General features: G+C 61.8%; 15 protein-coding genes. 6 read left to right on the top strand and 9 right to left on the bottom strand.

Translation table 11 applies throughout. The annotated features are described in order from the left end of the window. Position 1: 1 nt before the first annotated feature. The 6 genes from emhB to L6D63_RS23175 all read left to right on the top strand — a co-directional run bounded on the left by emhB (position 2) and on the right by L6D63_RS23175 (position 8,909). A complete protein-coding gene (gene emhB / locus L6D63_RS23200; RefSeq protein ID WP_047292171.1) occupies positions 2-3,151 on the top strand; it encodes an efflux RND transporter permease subunit EmhB in 3,150 nt (1,049 codons plus the stop codon). Further along, complete coding sequence (emhC, locus tag L6D63_RS23195) at positions 3,148-4,608, top strand: efflux RND transporter outer membrane subunit EmhC (RefSeq protein ID WP_047292168.1); 1,461 nt, start codon at positions 3,148-3,150, stop codon at positions 4,606-4,608. Before emhB ends, emhC begins: the two co-directional genes overlap by 4 nt. 440 nt (positions 4,609-5,048) lie before the next feature. Next, positions 5,049-6,308, top strand: coding sequence for an OprD family porin (locus tag L6D63_RS23190; RefSeq protein ID WP_121184142.1), 1,260 nt, complete (start codon positions 5,049-5,051; stop codon positions 6,306-6,308). Between the two features lie 187 nt (positions 6,309-6,495). Continuing rightward, positions 6,496-7,686: an NAD(P)/FAD-dependent oxidoreductase gene (locus L6D63_RS23185; RefSeq protein WP_131669920.1), complete on the top strand. Its 1,191-nt coding sequence runs from the start codon at positions 6,496-6,498 to the stop codon at positions 7,684-7,686. A gap of 26 nt (positions 7,687-7,712) precedes the next feature. After that, positions 7,713-8,069, top strand: a complete 357-nt coding sequence (locus L6D63_RS23180) for a DUF1641 domain-containing protein (RefSeq protein ID WP_131669919.1) — start codon at positions 7,713-7,715, stop codon at positions 8,067-8,069. A gap of 21 nt (positions 8,070-8,090) precedes the next feature. After that, positions 8,091-8,909, top strand: a complete 819-nt coding sequence (locus L6D63_RS23175) for a methyltransferase domain-containing protein (protein ID WP_131669918.1) — start codon at positions 8,091-8,093, stop codon at positions 8,907-8,909. A gap of 92 nt (positions 8,910-9,001) precedes the next feature. Here L6D63_RS23175 and pcaC read toward each other — a convergent pair whose 3' ends face one another. The 9 genes from pcaC to L6D63_RS23130 all read right to left on the bottom strand — a co-directional run bounded on the left by pcaC (position 9,002) and on the right by L6D63_RS23130 (position 17,335). After that, positions 9,002-9,394, bottom strand: coding sequence for a 4-carboxymuconolactone decarboxylase (gene pcaC / locus L6D63_RS23170; protein WP_047292161.1), 393 nt, complete (start codon positions 9,392-9,394; stop codon positions 9,002-9,004). 10 nt (positions 9,395-9,404) lie between these two features. After that, complete coding sequence (gene pcaD, locus L6D63_RS23165; protein ID WP_131669917.1) at positions 9,405-10,196, bottom strand: 3-oxoadipate enol-lactonase; 792 nt, start codon at positions 10,194-10,196, stop codon at positions 9,405-9,407. Between the two features lie 12 nt (positions 10,197-10,208). After that, positions 10,209-11,573, bottom strand: a complete 1,365-nt coding sequence (locus L6D63_RS23160; RefSeq protein WP_131669916.1) for a 3-carboxy-cis,cis-muconate cycloisomerase — start codon at positions 11,571-11,573, stop codon at positions 10,209-10,211. 46 nt (positions 11,574-11,619) lie between these two features. Then, positions 11,620-12,915 (bottom strand): MFS family transporter, encoded by a 1,296-nt coding sequence (locus tag L6D63_RS23155; RefSeq protein WP_041070509.1) that lies wholly within the window; start codon positions 12,913-12,915, stop codon positions 11,620-11,622. Between the two features lie 271 nt (positions 12,916-13,186). After that, the gene (pcaG, locus tag L6D63_RS23150) at positions 13,187-13,753 is read right to left on the bottom strand and encodes a protocatechuate 3,4-dioxygenase subunit alpha (protein ID WP_047292153.1); all 567 of its coding nucleotides are present in this window, start codon (positions 13,751-13,753) and stop codon (positions 13,187-13,189) included. Between the two features lies 1 nt (position 13,754). Next, positions 13,755-14,459, bottom strand: a complete 705-nt coding sequence (gene pcaH / locus L6D63_RS23145) for a protocatechuate 3,4-dioxygenase subunit beta (protein WP_007963162.1) — start codon at positions 14,457-14,459, stop codon at positions 13,755-13,757. 37 nt (positions 14,460-14,496) lie between these two features. Further along, positions 14,497-15,702, bottom strand: a complete 1,206-nt coding sequence (gene pcaF / locus L6D63_RS23140) for a 3-oxoadipyl-CoA thiolase (protein WP_179294935.1) — start codon at positions 15,700-15,702, stop codon at positions 14,497-14,499. Continuing rightward, positions 15,699-16,478, bottom strand: a complete 780-nt coding sequence (locus tag L6D63_RS23135) for a CoA-transferase subunit beta (RefSeq protein WP_095667332.1) — start codon at positions 16,476-16,478, stop codon at positions 15,699-15,701. Before L6D63_RS23135 ends, pcaF begins: the two co-directional genes overlap by 4 nt. Further along, positions 16,478-17,335: a CoA transferase subunit A gene (locus L6D63_RS23130; protein ID WP_041070518.1), complete on the bottom strand. Its 858-nt coding sequence runs from the start codon at positions 17,333-17,335 to the stop codon at positions 16,478-16,480. Before L6D63_RS23130 ends, L6D63_RS23135 begins: the two co-directional genes overlap by 1 nt. Between the last annotated feature and the right edge of the window lie 221 nt (positions 17,336-17,556).

Below are 17,556 nucleotides of genomic sequence, written 5' to 3'. Positions count from 1 at the left end.
CATGTCGAAATTTTTTATCGACCGTCCGATTTTCGCCTGGGTAATTGCCCTGGTGATCATGTTGGTCGGGGCACTCTCGATCCTCAAATTGCCGATCAACCAGTACCCGAGCATTGCGCCTCCGGCCATCGCGATCTCCGTGACCTACCCGGGTGCTTCGGCACAAACCGTGCAGGACACCGTGGTCCAGGTGATCGAGCAACAGCTCAACGGTATCGACAACTTGCGTTATGTGTCTTCGGAAAGTAACTCCGACGGCAGCATGACCATCACCGCGACCTTCGAGCAAGGCACCAACTCCGACACCGCGCAGGTTCAGGTTCAGAACAAGCTGAACCTGGCGACCCCGCTGCTGCCGCAGGAAGTGCAGCAACAGGGTATCCGCGTGACCAAGGCAGTGAAGAACTTCCTGCTGGTGATCGGCGTGGTATCGCGTGACGGCAGCATGACCAAGGACGACCTGTCCAACTACATCGTGTCGAACATGCAGGACCCGATCTCGCGGACTGCCGGTGTCGGTGACTTCCAGGTCTTCGGTGCCCAGTACGCGATGCGCATCTGGCTCGATCCGGCCAAGTTGAACAAGTACAACCTGACCCCCGCTGATGTCAGCAGCGCGATTTCGGCGCAGAACGTTCAGGTGTCTTCCGGTCAGCTCGGCGGTTTGCCGGCGCTGCCAGGCCAGCAACTGAACGCCACGATCATCGGCAAGACCCGTCTGCAGACTGCCGAGCAGTTCAAGGCGATTCTGCTGAAGGTCAACCAGGACGGTTCGCAAGTGCACATCGGCGATGTCGCCGACGTCGGTCTGGGTGGTGAAAACTCGACCATCTCGGCGCAGTTCAACGGCAAGCCGTCGTCCGGTCTGGCGGTCAAACTGGCCAACGGCGCCAACGCCCTCGACACCGCCAAGGCGCTGCGCAAGACGATTGACGAACTCAAGCCGTTCTTCCCGCAAGGCATGGAAGTGGTGTTCCCGTACGACACCACGCCAGTGGTGACCGAATCGATCAAGGGTGTGGTTGAAACCCTGGTCGAGGCGATCGCGCTGGTGTTCCTGGTGATGTTCCTGTTCCTGCAGAACTTCCGCGCCACCGTCATCACCACGATGACCGTGCCGGTGGTATTGCTCGGCACGTTCGGCATCCTCGCGGCTGCCGGTTTCAGCATCAACACCCTGACCATGTTCGGTATGGTATTGGCCATCGGCTTGCTGGTGGACGACGCCATCGTCGTGGTGGAAAACGTCGAGCGAGTGATGGCCGAAGAAGGCTTGTCACCGAAGGAAGCGACCAAGAAGTCCATGGGGCAGATCCAGGGCGCTCTGGTCGGTATCGCCCTGGTGCTGTCGGCAGTATTGCTGCCGATGGCGTTCTTCAGCGGTTCCACCGGTGTGATCTACCGTCAGTTCTCGATCACTATCGTCTCGGCCATGGCCCTGTCGGTGCTGGTTGCGCTGATCTTCACCCCGGCGCTCTGCGCGACCATGCTCAAGGCCATTCCGAAAGGCGAGCACGGCACGCCGAAAAAAGGCTTCTTCGGCTGGTTCAACCGCAACTTCGACCGCAGCGTGCGCAGCTACGAGCGCGGCGTTGGCAACATCCTGCAGCGCAAGGCGCCGTATCTGTTGGCCTACCTGTTGATCGTGGTCGGCATGATCTGGCTGTTCACCCGCATTCCGACTGCGTTCCTGCCGGAAGAAGACCAGGGCGTATTGTTCGCCCAGGTACAGACTCCAGCGGGTTCCAGTGCCGAACGAACCCAGGTCGTGATCGACGAAATGCGTTCGTATCTGCTGGATAAAGAAGCGGGGGCGGTGTCTTCGGTGTTCACCGTGAACGGCTTCAACTTCGCCGGTCGTGGGCAGAGCTCGGGTCTGGCGTTCATCATGCTCAAGCCGTGGCACGAGCGTGATTCGAGCAACAGCGTGTTTGCCCTGGCCCAGCGCGCCCAGCAGCACTTCTTCAGCTTCCGCGACGCGATGGTGTTTGCCTTCGCCCCGCCAGCGGTGCTGGAGTTGGGTAACGCCACCGGTTTCGACGTGTTCCTGCAGGACCGCGCCGGTATCGGTCACGAAAAACTGATGGAAGCGCGCAACCAGTTCCTCGGCATGGCCGCGCAGAGCAAGGTGCTCTACCAGGTGCGTCCGAACGGTCTGAACGATGAGCCGCAATACCACCTGGAAATCGACGATGCGAAGGCCCGCGCCCTGGGCGTGAGCATTTCCGACATCAACAGCACCCTGTCGATCTCCTTCGGTAGTAGCTACGTCAACGACTTCATCGACCGCGGTCGGGTGAAAAAGGTGTACGTGCAAGGTCAGGCTGGCGCTCGCATGAGCCCGGAAGACCTGAAGAAGTGGTACGTACGCAACAGCGCCGGGACCATGGTGCCGTTCTCCGCATTCGCCAAGGGCGAGTGGATCTACGGTTCGCCGAAACTGGCACGCTACAACGGTGTGGAAGCGATGGAGATCCTCGGTTCTCCGGCGCCGGGTTACTCCACCGGTGAAGCGATGGCCGAAGTCGAAGCGATTGCCAAGAAGCTGCCGGCCGGTGTCGGTATCTCCTGGACCGGTCTGTCCTACGAGGAACGGCTGTCCGGCTCGCAGGCGCCAGCGCTGTATGCCCTGTCGCTGCTGATGGTGTTCCTGTGTCTGGCGGCGCTGTACGAGAGCTGGTCGATTCCGATCGCCGTGATGCTCGTGGTACCGCTGGGGATCATCGGCGCGCTGATGGCCACCAGCCTGCGCGGGCTGTCCAACGACGTGTACTTCCAGGTGGGTCTGTTGACGACCATCGGTCTGGCAGCTAAAAACGCCATTCTGATCGTCGAATTCGCCAAGGAGCTGCATGAACAAGGGCGCAGTCTGCGCGATGCGGCGATCGAAGCGTGCCGCATGCGTCTGCGACCGATCATCATGACCTCGCTGGCGTTCGTTCTCGGTGTAGTACCGTTGGCGATCTCCACGGGCGCAGGTTCGGGTAGCCAGCATGCGATCGGTACCGGCGTGATTGGCGGTATGCTCACGGCCACGATCCTGGCGATCTTCTGGGTCCCACTGTTCTTCGTCACGGTTTCGTCCATGGGCCAGCGCAAAATCGCCGATCCGGACGAGACGACTGAAACTCCTAAAGAGGCTGGCCAATGAGCAAGTCGCTACTCTCCATCGCAGTCGCCGCCTTCGTGCTGAGCGGTTGCTCGCTGATCCCCGATTATCAGCAGCCTGAGGCTCCTGTCGCAGGTCAGTACCCGCAAGGGCCGGCCTATTCGCCGGCCCAAGCGCCGGCGCAAGCCGCTGCCGAGCAGGGCTGGAAGCAGTTTTTCCATGACCCGGCCCTGCAGCAGCTGATCCAGGTGGCACTGGAAAACAACCGCGACCTGCGTGTCGCGGCACTGAATATCGACGCTTACGCGGCTCAATACCGCATCCAGCGAGCGGATCTGTTCCCGGCCGTATCGGCCAATGCCAGCGGCAGCCGTCAGCGGGTTCCGGCGCGAGCGTCGCAGACCGGTGATTCGACGATCACCAGTTCCTACACCGCGACCGTCGGCATCAGCGCCTACGAACTCGACCTGTTTGGTCGGGTGCGCAGCCTGAGCGAACAAGCGCTGCAACAATACTTCGCCACCGAAGAAGCGCGTCGCAGCACCCAGATCAGTCTGGTGGCCAGTGTGGCCAACGCTTACATGACCTGGCAGGCCGACAAGGAACTGCTCAAGCTGACGCAAGACACCCTCGGTGCCTTCGAAGAAAGCTACAAGCTGACCAGCCGCAGCAACGAAGTCGGTGTGGCCTCGGCGCTGGACCTGGCGCAGTCGCGCACCTCGGTGGAAAACGCCCGGGCGCAACTGGCCAAGTACACCCGTCAGGTGGCTCAGGACGAGAACAGCCTGACCCTGCTGCTCGGCACCGGTATCCCGGCCAATCTGCAAGCGGCCAAACCGCTGTCGGATGATTTGCTCAGCGACGTACCGGCCGGCCTGCCTTCGGATCTGCTGCAACGTCGTCCGGACATCCTGCAAGCCGAGTACAACCTGAAAGCGGCCAACGCCAACATCGGCGCCGCCCGTGCAGCGTTCTTCCCGAGCATCAGCCTGACCGCCAATGCGGGCAGCCTGAGCCCGGACCTGTCCGGTCTGTTCAAAGGTGGTTCGGGCACATGGCTGTTCCAGCCGCAGATCAACCTGCCGATCTTCAACGCCGGCAGCCTGCGTGCCAGCCTCGACTACGCCAAGATCCAGAAGGACATTGGCGTGGCGAACTACGAGAAGTCGATTCAGACCGCCTTCCAGGAAGTCGCCGACGGCCTGGCCGCCCGCCAGACCTACACCGAGCAGTTGCAAGCGCAGCGTGACTTCGTCGCGGCCAACCAGGATTACTACCGCCTGGCCGAGCGTCGTTACCGCATCGGTGTCGACAGCAACCTGACCTTCCTCGACGCCCAGCGTCAGTTGTTCAGCGCGCAACAGGCCCTGATCACCGACCGCCTCGCGCAGCTGACCAGTGCGGTCAACCTGTACAAGGCCCTGGGGGGTGGCTGGAATGCGCAGACCGCGCAGAACGAACCGCTGAAAGAAGAAGCACCGAAGATGAAGCTGTTCTGATCATCATCAGGTGAAATCAGGAAGCCCACCGATTGGTGGGCTTTTTGTTGCCTCAGGAAAAGTTTAGGTGCCTGCACTGACCCCATCGCTGGCGAGCCAGCTCCCACAGGTTTTCAGGGGTCCGCAAAATATGTGTTCACTGAAGATCCTTGTGGGAGCTGGCTTGCCAGCGATGAGGCCTTCACAGACACCCTGAAATCCAACTGAATCTTGCGTTCGATAATCGCCCAGAACCCGCTTTTACCAATTGAATCAACACATCCGCCCCCCGCACCATTCGCTCCACAAAACCAATAACAACAGGTTCGATACCATGCTTCCGCGCCCTGTCCCGCCCGGCTGATCGCCGCCGCTTCATTCCTGATCTGCAATGTCGTACTCGCCCCAAAGTGGCGGCAGCGAACCCGTTCGTCCCCAAAAAAATAACAAGAGACCCTGCGATGACTCATCCCACTGCGCCGTACGCACTCCCCGGCCTGATCGCCCTGGCCCTGACCGGCGCCGCCCTGCCCGCCGCAGCCGAAGAAGCCGGTTTTATCGAGGGCGCCAGCGCCAACCTGAACCTGCGCAACTTCTACATCAACCGCAACTTCACCAACCCGACCAAGGCGCAAGGCAAGGCTGAAGAATGGACGCAGAACTTCATCCTCGACGCCAAATCCGGTTTCACCCAGGGCACCGTCGGTTTCGGCATGGACGTGCTCGGCCTGTATTCGGTAAAACTCGATGGCGGTAAAGGCACCGGCGGCACGCAACTGCTGCCGCTGGATCACGACGGGCGTCCGGCGGACAACTTCGGCCGCACTAACGTCGCGTTCAAGGCCAAGCTGTCGCAGACCGAAATCAAGGTCGGCGAATGGATGCCAGTGCTGCCGATCCTGCGTTCGGACGACGGTCGTTCGCTGCCGCAAACCTTCCGTGGTGGCCAGATCACCTCGAAGGAGATCAACGGCCTGACCCTCTACGGCGGCCAGTTCCGCGCCAACAGCCCGCGCGACGACAGCAGCATGAGCGACATGTCGATGTTCGGCAAAGCGGCGTTCACCTCTGATCGCTTCAACTTCCAGGGCGGTGAATACCAGTTCAACGAAAAACGCACGCAGATCGGTCTGTGGAACGCCGAACTCAAAGACATTTACAGCCAGCAATACGTCAATCTGACTCACAGCCAGCCACTCGGTGACTGGACGCTGGGCGCCAACCTCGGCTTCTTCTACGGCAAGGATGACGGCAGCGCCCGCGCCGGCGAACTCGACAACAAGACCTGGTCGGGGATGTTCTCGGCCCGCTACGGCGGCAACACCTTCTATGTCGGCCTGCAGAAACTCACTGGCGACAGCGCCTGGATGCGCGTCAACGGCACCAGCGGCGGCACCCTGGCCAACGACAGTTACAACTCCAGCTACGACAATGCCCAGGAACGTTCCTGGCAGGTGCGCCACGACTACAACTTCGCCGCCCTGGGCATTCCCGGCCTGACCCTGATGAACCGCTACATCAGCGGCGACAACGTGCACACTGGCACCATCACCGACGGCAAGGAATGGGGCCGCGAATCGGAACTGGGCTACACCGTACAAAGCGGTACCCTGCGCAACCTCAACGTGCGCTGGCGCAACTCGACCATGCGCCGCGACTTCAGCAACAACGAGTTCGACGAGAACCGCCTGATCATCAGCTATCCGATCAGCTTACTCTGATCCCCACGCCGGCGCTGCATGAGTGGCGCCGGCCTCAACCACTGGTCAGCCCGGACTGGCGATTTGTCGAGGCACAGATACAGTGAAAGAGGTGTGTAAACTCTCCAGCCCGCTGTAGGAGCCCTTAGTTTTCTTCCGTTATCTCCGGATGCTGTACGCGAAGCTGCCTTGGCCACGGAGGTCAGGTATGAGCAAGCGAATAGTTATCGTCGGTGGCGGTGTAGGCGGAACCATGCTGGCCAATCTACTGGTCGGCAAGCTGTATCCGGAAGTTCTACGCGGCGACGTCTCGATCACATTACTGTCCAATTCCCCCGATCATTACTACAAACCTGCGTTCATGTACGTGGCATTCAGCCAGTTCTTCGAAGAGGAACTCAAGCGTCCGGAACGCTCACTGTTGCGCCCGGAAATCAGTTTCCACGTTGAAGAAGTCACCCGTTTCGACTTTTCCGGGCAGCAATTGCGCACCCGAACCGGCAAACGCTTCGACTATGATTTTCTGGTGATCGCCACCGGCTGCGTGCCGGCGCCGGAACGCATCGAGGGTCTGCAGGAAGCCGGCGACCACTTCTATCAATACCTTCCTGCCCGGCAACTGGCGCAACGCCTGAACACCATCGAAAAAGGCCGGATTTTCATTACCGTGTCCTTCCCGCAGACACCGAACGTCCCGCACCAATGCGGCATCGCGCCCGTGGAAACGACATTGATGCTGGATGATTTGTTACGTCGCCGGGGCGTTCGCGAGCAAGTGGAAATCATCTACACCTACCCGACAGTTGCCCAGCTATTGCGCAATTGTCTGTTCTTGCAGCGCCCCACGGGTGAAATTCTGCCGAGCATCTTTGCCCGGAAAAACATTCACTTTCAGCGTGGCTTCACCCTGAGCCGTGTGGACCCCGATGCAAAAGTCGCCTACTCGGCCGAGGGCGATGCGCAACCCTTCGACATCCTGATGGCGACTCCGCCAATCCAGGCCGTCGAGGTGGTGCGCGAGTGCGGCATCTCGCAAGCCGCCAATGATGAAGGATGGCTGCCGACCAATCACGAAACGCTGCAAGTCTACGGTCTGGAGAATGTCTACGTGATCGGCGACACCGTCGACCTGCCGGTCAGCAAGGCCGGCGGCGCCTGTCATAACCAGGCACCAGTGATCGCCAACAACATCACGGCCCAGATCCGTCTTGGCGCACCCAACTCGGTATACGACGGTCGGGTACAAGCGGTAGCACAAATGGGCCTGAATGCCGGGATGCCCCTGTGGTACGACTACGCCCACGATGTATTGCCGACACCCCCGACCAAATTGGGCGGCCTGCTCAGAAACGGTTTCAATCGCGGTCTTTACTGGGCGGTGGCCCGGGGAATGCTTTGACCCTGCACAGGGAGGAGTGATTGCTCATGCACATGCCCGAGGAAATATCAGCCACGCCCGGGTTCACGGCCCTGATGGCAAAACTGCAGCCGTTAATCGACGGCGGACGCCTGGAGAATATTGTCGACCTGCTTTCCCTGGTGTCCGATATCACTGATCTGCTCGACGCGGCCATGGTGGAAAAGCTCGCGCAATTGTTCGAGAACAGCGCTGCCGCCACCTGGGCAGTCAGTAATGCAGTGCGCGTGGCCAAAGCCGAGATATCGGCACAGTCAGCAGCGCCGGGCACTCTGGCGTTGCTCAAACTGCTGAATGAAGAGGACACACGCAAAGGCGTGGCCGTTGTCCTGAAAACCCTCAACGTCATTGGACGACAACTGTAATCCGCCAGAGAGGACCTCCTCATGAGCGCCAAACTCGAAACGGCAGGGAACGCCTGCACCCACTGGGACGCCAAGGCGTACCAGCAGTTCTCCCGTCTCAGGCAACGCCCGGTCAACGAACTGCTCGACCGTGTCGATCTGCACGACCCCGAACGCATTTATGACCTGGGCTGCGGCACCGGCATTGCCACGCAGTTGCTGGCCGAGCGCTGGCCGCGAGCGCAGTTGCTGGGCGTCGACAGCTCACGGCAGATGCTGGATCAGGCCCGATGTCTGCCGATCGACGCCCGCTGGCAAGAGTGCGACTTGCTCGACTGGCACCCCGAGCAACCCGCCGACCTGCTGCTCGCGGCGGCGGTGCTGCATTTCATTGGCGATCATCAACAACTGCTGCCGCGCCTGCTCGGTCATCTCAAGCCCGGTGGCTGTCTGGCAGCACATATGCCGGACTGGCGCGATGCCTTGTGGTATCGACTGATGCTCGACACCCTCGACGATGCCGGCCCGGGACACACCCCCATCGGCACACCAGAACTGCGCCGGCGCATGGCCGCGCGGCCATTGTTGGCATTGGAGGATTACTATCGCTTGCTGGCGCCGCTGACCACGTCACTGGACATCTGGGAAACCGAGCAACTGCAAGTGGTGGACGGCAAGTCGCCGGTGTACGACTGGATCAAGGTCTCGGCGTTGCGGCCAGTGATGCAGGCGCTGACGTCACAGGAGCAGGCGCGGTTTATCTACCACTTCCTGATGCGCGTGCATGCGTATTATCCGCCGGAGAAAAACGGGCAGACGCTGTTTCCGTTCAAGCGGATTTTCATTGTCGCCAGCGTTTGACGATCAACAGATCGCAGCCTGCGGCAGCTCCTACATTGGAATGCACTCCCCTGTAGGAGCTGCCGCAGGCTGCGATCTTTTGATTCTGATGCTTACTCCCGAGACTCAATCCCAAGCTCATCCCACACCGACTCCGCCAGATGGAACGTCGCATTGGCCGCCGGAATCCCGCAATAAATCGCACTCTGCATGATCACTTCCTTGATCTCGCCCCGGCTCACGCCGTTGTTCGCCGCTGCGCGCAAATGCAGTTTCAGTTCGCCTTCGCGGTTCATCCCGATCAGCATGGCGATGGTGATCAGGCTGCGGGTATGCCGCGGCAGGCCCGGGCGGGTCCAGATGTCGCCCCAGGCGTGACGGGTGATCATCTCCTGAAATTCCGAGTTGAACTCGGTCAGTGTGGTCAGGCTGCGATCGACATGCGCATCGCCCAGCACCGCACGGCGTACTTGCATGCCTTCGTCATAACGTTGTTTCTCGTCCACAAAAACTTCCTCACTGAGCGTTCAGAAACGCCAACACACGATCACTGAATGCGGCACCGGCCTGCACGTTGGACAGGTGCGCGGCAGGGAACTCGGCGTACTCGGCGCCGCGCACATGCTCTTGAATGAAATGCCCGCCAGACGGTGGCGTCACCGCGTCTTCGGTGCCGGCAATCACCAGCAGCGGCAGATTGATCGAGGCCAGTTGCTCGCGGAAATCGGCGTCGCGCACCGCCGCGCAATTGGCCGCATAACCTTCAGGCGAAGTCGCCGCGAGCATGTCAGTGATTTTCTTCGCTGCAGCCGGATTGGCCGCCGAAAAATCCGGGGTAAACCAACGGGCAATCGACGCATCACGCAGTGCGACCATCGCCGCCGGGCCATCACGCAGCACGGTTTCGATGCGCGGGTTCCACACCGATGGATCACCGATCTTCGCGGCGGTGTTGCACACGATCAGTTTGTGCAGACGATGGCCGGCATTGATCCCCAGCCACTGACCGATCAGGCCGCCCATCGACAAGCCGCAGAAATGTGCGCGCTCGATGTGCAGCGCATCGAGCAAGCCGAGCACATCGTGGCCCAATTGCTCGATGCTGTACGGCCCCGGCGTCACCAGCGATTGACCGTGACCACGGGTGTCGAAACGCAGCACCCGGAAGTGCTCGGTGAACGCCGGCATCTGCGCGTCCCACATGTGCAGGTCGGTGCCCAGCGAATTGGACAGCACCAGCACCGGCGCATCGACCGGGCCTTCAATGACGTAATGCAGTTCGCCATCGGCGAGTTGAACGAAAGCCACAGCCCTCTCCTTTCAGACAGACAATGCGTTGTGTTCGGCCACCGCGCGCTCGACCCAGGTTTGCGCCTGGCCGAGGTAATGCGCGGGGTCGAGCAGATGATCCAGTTCGGTGCTGCTCAGTTCGGCGGTCACTTGCGGCTCGTCGCCGAGCACCGCACGCAGGTGGCGCTGTTCGGCCACCGCGCGTTTGCAGCATTGTTCGAGCAAATGGTGCGCGGTGTCGCGGCCGACACGCTGGGCGAGGACGATACTCACCGCTTCGGCCAGCACCAGCCCTTGGGTCAATTGGAGATTGCGCGCCATGCGCTCGGCATCGACCTCCAGACCATCGGCCAGCAAGCGCGCCTGTTGCAGCGCACCGGACACCAGGCAGCAGATCTCCGGCAGGGTTTCCCATTCGGCATGCCACAGACCGAGACTGCGCTCGTGCTCCTGGGGCATGGCGCTGAACAGCGTCGAGACCAGCCCCGGCACTCGCGTCGCCGCACCGATCAACACTGCCGCGCCGACCGGATTGCGCTTGTGCGGCATGGTCGACGAACCGCCTTTGCCCGGCGCCGACGGCTCGAACACCTCCGCCGCTTCGGTCTGCATCAACAGACTGACGTCGCGCCCGAGCTTGCCGAGGCTGCCGGCGATCAAACCAAGCACCGCGCCGAACTCGACGAGGCGATCACGCTGGGTGTGCCAAGGTTGTTCAGGCAAGGCCAATTGCAGCTCTTCGGCCAGCGCTTGCGCGATCGGCAGCGCTTGCTCGCCGAGCGCCGCAAGGGTGCCGGAAGCACCGCCGAATTGCAGCACCAGCAGCCGTGGCTTGAGTTCGCGCAGACGCTGACGGCTGCGGGTCACCGCGCCGAGCCATCCGGCGATTTTCATCCCGAGGGTGACCGGCGTGGCGTGTTGCAGCCAGGTGCGCCCGGCCAATGGCGTGGCCGCATGCCGTTGGGCCTGAGTGGCGAGCGATTCGGCGAGCGCTGCCAGGTCGCTTTCAACCAGTGCCAGCGCCTGACGCAATTGCAGGACCAGCCCGCAATCCATCACGTCCTGACTGGTGGCGCCCAGATGCACATAACGCTCGGCCTCGGCACTGCGCGCGGCGATCTGCTTGCCCAACGCCTTGACCAGTGGAATCGCCGAGTTGCCGGCGGTGGCAATCGCCTCGCCCAGCGCCGCGAAGTCATACAGACCGGCGTCGCAGGCGGCGGCAATCGGCGCGACGGCGGACACCGGAATCACCCCGACCCGCGCCTCGGCCCGGGCCAGCGCCGCTTCGAAATCGAGCATCGCCTGCACCCGGCCCTGATCGCAGAACACCTCGCGCATGTCGCGGGCCGTGAAGTAGGCATCGAACAATTGATTGCCCGGTCGCTGAGTCATAAACAGTCCTTGCCGGCGCGGGCCTATGCGGCCCGCGCACATCGGTTTACAGATCGTGGTGCAAGTACGCCGCCTGTTTCGGCAGGCGCAGGCTGAACAGGAACGCCACTGCCATCATCACCGTGACGTACCAGTAGAAGGCGTTTTCCATGCCCCCGGCTTTCAGGCTCAGGGCCACGTATTCCGCCGAACCGCCGAAGATCGCGTTGGCCACCGCATAGGCCAGACCGACGCCGAGGGCGCGGACTTCCGGCGGGAACATTTCGGCTTTCACCAGGCCGCTGATCGAGGTGTAGAAACTGACGATCGCCAGCGCCACGGTGATCAGCACAAAGGCCAGAATCGGGCTGCTGATGCTTTTCAGGCTCAACAGGATCGGCACGGTGAACAGCGTGCCGAGCGCGCCGAACCAGAGCATCGAATTACGTCGACCGATCTTGTCGGCGAGCATGCCGAACAGCGGCTGCATGCACATATACAGGAACAGCGCGCCGGTCATGATGTAGCTGGCAGTCTTGGCGTGCATGCCGGCGGTGTTCACCAGGTACTTCTGCATGTACGTGGTGAAGGTGTAGAAAATCAGCGAGCCACCGGCGGTGTATCCCAGCACGGTGATAAACGCGGCTTTGTGATCACGGAACAGTGCGCGGATGCTGCCGGCGTCTTTGTTCTCGCGCATTTCCTTGCTGGTGGTTTCTTTCAGGGAGCGACGCAGGAACAGTGAAATCACCGCCGCCACCGCACCGACCACAAACGGAATCCGCCAGCCGTAGGCACGCAGTTCATCTTCACTGAGGAACTGTTGCAGGATCACCACCAGCGACACCGCCAGCAGTTGGCCGCCGATCAGGGTCACGTACTGGAACGAGGCGAAAAAGCCGCGCTGGCCCTTGAGCGCGACTTCACTCATGTAGGTCGCGGTGGTGCCGTACTCGCCGCCCACCGACAGGCCTTGCAGCAGACGCGCGAACAGCAACAGCAGCGGTGCCCAGACGCCGATGCTGGCGTAGGTCGGCAGGCAGGCGATGAGCAACGAGCCGAAGCACATCATCAGCACCGAAATCATCATCGAGGTCTTGCGGCCCTTCTTGTCCGCCAGCCGCCCGAAGATCCAGCCGCCAATCGGACGCATCAAGAACCCGGCAGCGAACACCCCGGCCGTATTGACCAGTTGCACCGTCGGGTTGTCGGAGGGGAAAAACGCCGGGGCGAAATAGATCGCGCAGAAGGCATAAACGTAGAAGTCGAACCATTCGACCAGATTGCCGGACGAGGCACCGACAATCGCAAAGATGCGCTTGCTGCGCTCCTCGCCAGTGTAATGAGCGGTGGTAGTTGTCATTGTTTTTTACTCTGAGGGGACAGGTGAGAGTCTAGACACACTTCGCAACAGTCCCGTTCCACAGATATATCCACGAGGCATTACACAGCCCCTCTTCTGAAAGAGGGCTTTTGTGGCGAGGGGATTCATCCCCGATCGAGTGCGCAGCACTCGCAAATCCGGCAGACGCGGTGTGTCAGTTTCACCGTGAAATCCGGTCTTGGGGCTGCTTCACAGCCCATCGGGGATAAATCCCCTCACCACAAACTCACTCCAACGGAATGAGCTGCGATCAATAATCGAAAAACACCGTCTCCGCCTCAGTGCCCTGCAAAATCACATTCCACTGATAAACCCCTGCCGCATCCGGCTTCGCCAGCAACGTGGCGCGTCGCTCGGCCGGCACACATTCGAGCAGCGGATCATTGACGTTCGCCGGCTCACCTTCGAAGTAGATGCGCGTCAGCAAGTGCTTGACCAAGCCACGGGCGAACACCAGCACCACCAGATGCGGCGCCTGGGTCGTGCCCTTCAGGCCCTCGACCGTGCCCGGTTTGATCGTGGTGAAACGGAAGCGCCCTTCGGCGTCCACCGGCACCCGGCCGAAACCTTCGAAATGCGGGTCCAGCGGTTTGTCCTGCTCGTCTTCCGGGTGTGCGTACTTGCCGGCAGCGTTGGCCTGCCAGACTTCGAGCATCGCGTCGTTGACCACATCGCCGTTGCCGTCAACCACTTGGCCGGTGATCGCCACGCGCTCGCCGAGGGTTTGTTCGACCGCGAGGTTTTCGCGATTCAGCCAGGTCAGGCCGATGTGGTAGTACGGCCCGACGGTGTGGGACGTGGTGGCAGTCAGCGTCATCTTATTTCTCCATCGGCGTGGCGTCGCGGCCGCGCAAGACGATGTCCCAGCGATAGCCGAGGGCGTAGGACGGAATGGTTTTTTCCAGATCGAAAGCGGCGATCAGACGTTCCTTGGCGGAGGTGTCCGGCACGCAGTTGTAGATCGGATCGTAGGCCAGCAGCGGGTCGCCGGGGAAGTACATCTGCGTCACCAGACGGGTGAGGATGCTCGGCCCGAACAGCGAGAAATGAATGTGCGCCGGGCGCCACGCATTGTGGTGGTTACCCCACGGATAGGCGCCGGGCTTGATGGTCTGGAACTGATACCAGCCGTCGGCATCGGTTACGGTGCGGCCGGTGCCGGTGAAGTTCGGGTCCAGCGGCGCGTCGTGCAGGTCGCGCTGGTGGTTGTAGCGGCCGGCGGCGTTGGCCTGCCAGATTTCCACCAGAATCCCTGGCACCGGCAAACCGTTTTCGTCGAGCACACGGCCGTGAATGATGATGCGCTCGCCCAACGGCTCGCCGTCGTGCTGGGCAGTCAGGTCGTTGTCCTTGTCGGCGACACGTTCGGCACCGATGGTCGGGCCGGTGATCTCCGACAACGAATGCGGCAGAAACACCAACGGCTTGGACGGCGAGCGCAGGTTGGTGGATTGATACGTCGGGTGCAGGTATTCAGGCTGGGTGCCTTCCTGCGGACGACGGTAGCCAGGCTTGTCAGTCATTTCGCTTTCCTCTGTTCTTATCAGTCGACGCGCTGCGTCAGACGCGTTCGATGGCCAGGGCCAGACCCTGCCCGACGCCGACGCACATGGTCGCCAGACCTTTCTTGCCGCCGGTCTTTTCCAGCTGATGCAGCGCGGTCAGCACCAGTCGCGCGCCACTCATGCCCAACGGATGGCCCAAGGCAATCGCGCCACCGTTCGGGTTGACCTGCGGCGCATCGTCGGCCAGACCCAATTCACGCAGCACCGCCAGACCCTGGCTGGCGAAGGCTTCGTTGAGTTCGATCACATCGAAATCGCTGACCGCCACACCAAGACGCTCGATCAGTTTGCGCACCGCCGGCACCGGGCCGATGCCCATGACGCGCGGCGCAACGCCGGCGCTGGCCATCCCGAGCACTTTGGCGCGGGCGGTCAGGCCGTGTTTCTTCACCGCCTCGGCAGACGCAAGAATCAGCGCAGCAGCACCGTCGTTGACGCCGGACGCGTTGCCGGCAGTAACCGTCTTGTCCGGGCCGTTGACCGGCTTCAATCTGGCCAACGCTTCAAGCGTGGTGTCGGCGCGTGGATGCTCGTCCTGGCTGACCACGGTTTCGCCCTTCTTGTGGGCGATCCGCACTTCGACGATTTCCTCGGCGAAGTAGCCCGCCGCTTGTGCAGCGGCGGTGCGTTGCTGGCTGCGCAGGGCGAACGCGTCCTGGTCGGCGCGCGACACCTTATAGTCGTCGGCGACGTTGTCGGCGGTCTGCGGCATCGCATCGACGCCGTACTGGGCCTTCATCAGCGGGTTGATGAAACGCCAGCCAATGGTGGTGTCTTCCAGCTTCATGTTGCGCGAGAACGCTGCGTCCGCCTTGCCCATCACGAACGGCGCGCGGGACATCGACTCGACGCCGCCGGCAATCGCCAGCTCCATCTCGCCGCTGGCAATGGCACGGAACGCAGTACCAACCGCGTCCATGCCCGAAGCGCAGAGACGGTTGAGGGTCACGCCCGGCACGCTCTCCGGCAAGCCCGCCAGCAGCAGCGCCATGCGGGCCACGTTGCGGTTGTCTTCGCCAGCCTGGTTGGCGCAGCCGAGGAACACTTCATCGATTGCATTCCAGTCCACCGACGGATTGCGTTCCATCAGCGCCTTGATCGGCACAGCGGCCAGATCGTCGGCACGGACGGCGGCCAGTCCACCGCCGAAACGGCCGATGGGCGTACGGATTGCGTCGCAGATATACACGTCACGCATCATGCTTCTCCCGGTGCCTGGCCGTGGGCGGCGGCGGTGCGCGCTTCGAGATCGCGCAGTGCAGTCAGTTCGGTCTCGGTCGGTGCCGCCGTGGTTTCCACGTTGTCGGCAAAGCGAATGGCCCAACCGGTGGCGGCGACCACTTGTTCACGAGTCACGCCCGGATGCAGAGCGGTGACCACGAATTCGTGGGTGCCCGCTTCCGGCTCCATGATGCACAGGTCGGTGATGATCCCGACCGGACCGGCACCCGGCAGGCCCAGACGCTTGCGCGAATCGCCGCCCTCGCCGTGGCCGACCGAGGTAATGAAGTCGAGCTTGTCGACGAACGAACGCGCCGATTGCTTGAGAATGATCAACACGCTCTTCGCCGAACCGGCGATTTCCGGCGCGCCACCGGCACCCGGCAAACGCACTTTCGGCGCGTGGTAATCGCCGACCACAGTGGTGTTGATGTTGCCGAAACGGTCGACCTGCGCCGCGCCGAGAAAACCGACGTCGATGCGCCCGCCCTGCAGCCAGTAGCGAAAAATCTCACCGGTCGGGACGACGGTGTCGGCAGTCTCCGCCAGCTCGCCGTCACCGATCGACAGCGGCAGCACGCTTGGCTTGGCGCCAATCGGGCCGGATTCGTAGATCAGCACCACGTCCGGCGACGACGTCAGGCGCGCGAGGTTGGCGGCTTTCGACGGCAGGCCGATGCCGACGAAGCACACCGAGCCGTTCTTCAGGCGACGGGCCGCCGCGACGGTCATCATTTCATTGGTGGTGTAAGTCATTACTTGGCCTCCGAAGCAGCGGCCAACTTGGCCTGGAACGCGCTGAAGTCAGCGCAGCCATGGATGTATTCGTTGATCCACGCGGTAAACGTCTCACGGTCGCGGGCGATCGGATCCCACGCCTGATAGAAACGATTGTCGCGTTCGGTGTAACCGTGGGCGTAGGACGGATGCGCGCCGCCGGGTACATGGCAGACCGCGCTCAAGGCCCAGGTTGGCAGCACGCAGGCGTTCATCGGCGCGTTGAGGTTGTCGACGATTTCTTCAACCGTGACGATGCAGCGCTTGGCTGCCAGCGCGGCTTCTTTCTGCACCCCGAGAATGCCCCACAACAGCACGTTGCCTTGGCGGTCGGCTTTCTGCGCGTGGATCACGGTCACGTCCGGACGCACCGACGGCACCGCGGCCAGCACTTCACCGGTGAACGGGCAGGTCACGGATTTGATCAGCGGGTTGACTTTCGGCAGGTCGGAACCGGCGTAGGCCCGCAGCACGGCGAACGGCAGGCCGGAAGCGCCGGCGACGTAGGCGTTGGCCAGGTCGGCGTGGCTGTGTTCTTCGATTTCCAGGGCATGCGGCCATTGCTTTTCGACCGCGTCGCGCAGACGGTGCAGCGAACCCACACCGGGGTTGCCGCCCCAGGAAAAGATCAGCTTGCGTGCACAACCGGCACCGATCAGTTGGTCGTAGATCAGGTCAGGCGTCATCCGCACCAGGGTCAGATCTTTCTTGCCCTGACGAATGATTTCATGACCCGCCGCCGTAGGGATCAGGTGAGTGAAGCCTTCGAGCGCGACGGTGTCGCCGTCGTTGACGAATTGCTTCACCGCGTCGTGCAGCGAAAGGATCTCAGCCATGGAGCAGGCTCCCGTTTTTGTAGTGAATCGCCAGTGAGAAAAAGGCGCGAGGTTCAGCGCCGGAGTCACTGCAGATTAAGCCGCAGAAAATCGCCAAACAATCCGATAATCGACTGAGTGTTCGTTTATCGAACGGATTGTTATCACCCTATCGTTCCGTGTTGATCGCCAAAAGATCGCAGCCTGCGGCAGCTCCTACAGGGTTACGCGTTCACATGCAG

The sequence above is a fragment of the Pseudomonas parakoreensis genome (assembly GCF_021602155.1).
Classification (GTDB): domain Bacteria; phylum Pseudomonadota; class Gammaproteobacteria; order Pseudomonadales; family Pseudomonadaceae; genus Aquipseudomonas; species Aquipseudomonas parakoreensis.
The sequence above is the reverse complement of the archived record's forward strand: the minus strand, read 5'-3'. Positions and strand labels throughout refer to the sequence as shown.

Coding starts and splice junctions, on each gene's coding strand:
- L6D63_RS23185 (WP_131669920.1), top strand. CDS start 6,496: ATGAGCAAGCGAATAGTTATCGTCGGTGGCGGTGTAGGCGGAACCATG.
- L6D63_RS23130 (WP_041070518.1), bottom strand. CDS start 17,335: ATGGCTGAGATCCTTTCGCTGCACGACGCGGTGAAGCAATTCGTCAAC.
- L6D63_RS23180 (WP_131669919.1), top strand. CDS start 7,713: ATGCACATGCCCGAGGAAATATCAGCCACGCCCGGGTTCACGGCCCTG.
- L6D63_RS23155 (WP_041070509.1), bottom strand. CDS start 12,915: ATGACAACTACCACCGCTCATTACACTGGCGAGGAGCGCAGCAAGCGC.
- L6D63_RS23175 (WP_131669918.1), top strand. CDS start 8,091: ATGAGCGCCAAACTCGAAACGGCAGGGAACGCCTGCACCCACTGGGAC.
- emhB (WP_047292171.1), top strand. CDS start 2: ATGTCGAAATTTTTTATCGACCGTCCGATTTTCGCCTGGGTAATTGCC.
- L6D63_RS23160 (WP_131669916.1), bottom strand. CDS start 11,573: ATGACTCAGCGACCGGGCAATCAATTGTTCGATGCCTACTTCACGGCC.
- L6D63_RS23135 (WP_095667332.1), bottom strand. CDS start 16,478: ATGACTTACACCACCAATGAAATGATGACCGTCGCGGCGGCCCGTCGC.
- L6D63_RS23190 (WP_121184142.1), top strand. CDS start 5,049: ATGACTCATCCCACTGCGCCGTACGCACTCCCCGGCCTGATCGCCCTG.
- pcaG (WP_047292153.1), bottom strand. CDS start 13,753: ATGACGCTGACTGCCACCACGTCCCACACCGTCGGGCCGTACTACCAC.
- emhC (WP_047292168.1), top strand. CDS start 3,148: ATGAGCAAGTCGCTACTCTCCATCGCAGTCGCCGCCTTCGTGCTGAGC.
- pcaF (WP_179294935.1), bottom strand. CDS start 15,702: ATGATGCGTGACGTGTATATCTGCGACGCAATCCGTACGCCCATCGGC.
- pcaH (WP_007963162.1), bottom strand. CDS start 14,459: ATGACTGACAAGCCTGGCTACCGTCGTCCGCAGGAAGGCACCCAGCCT.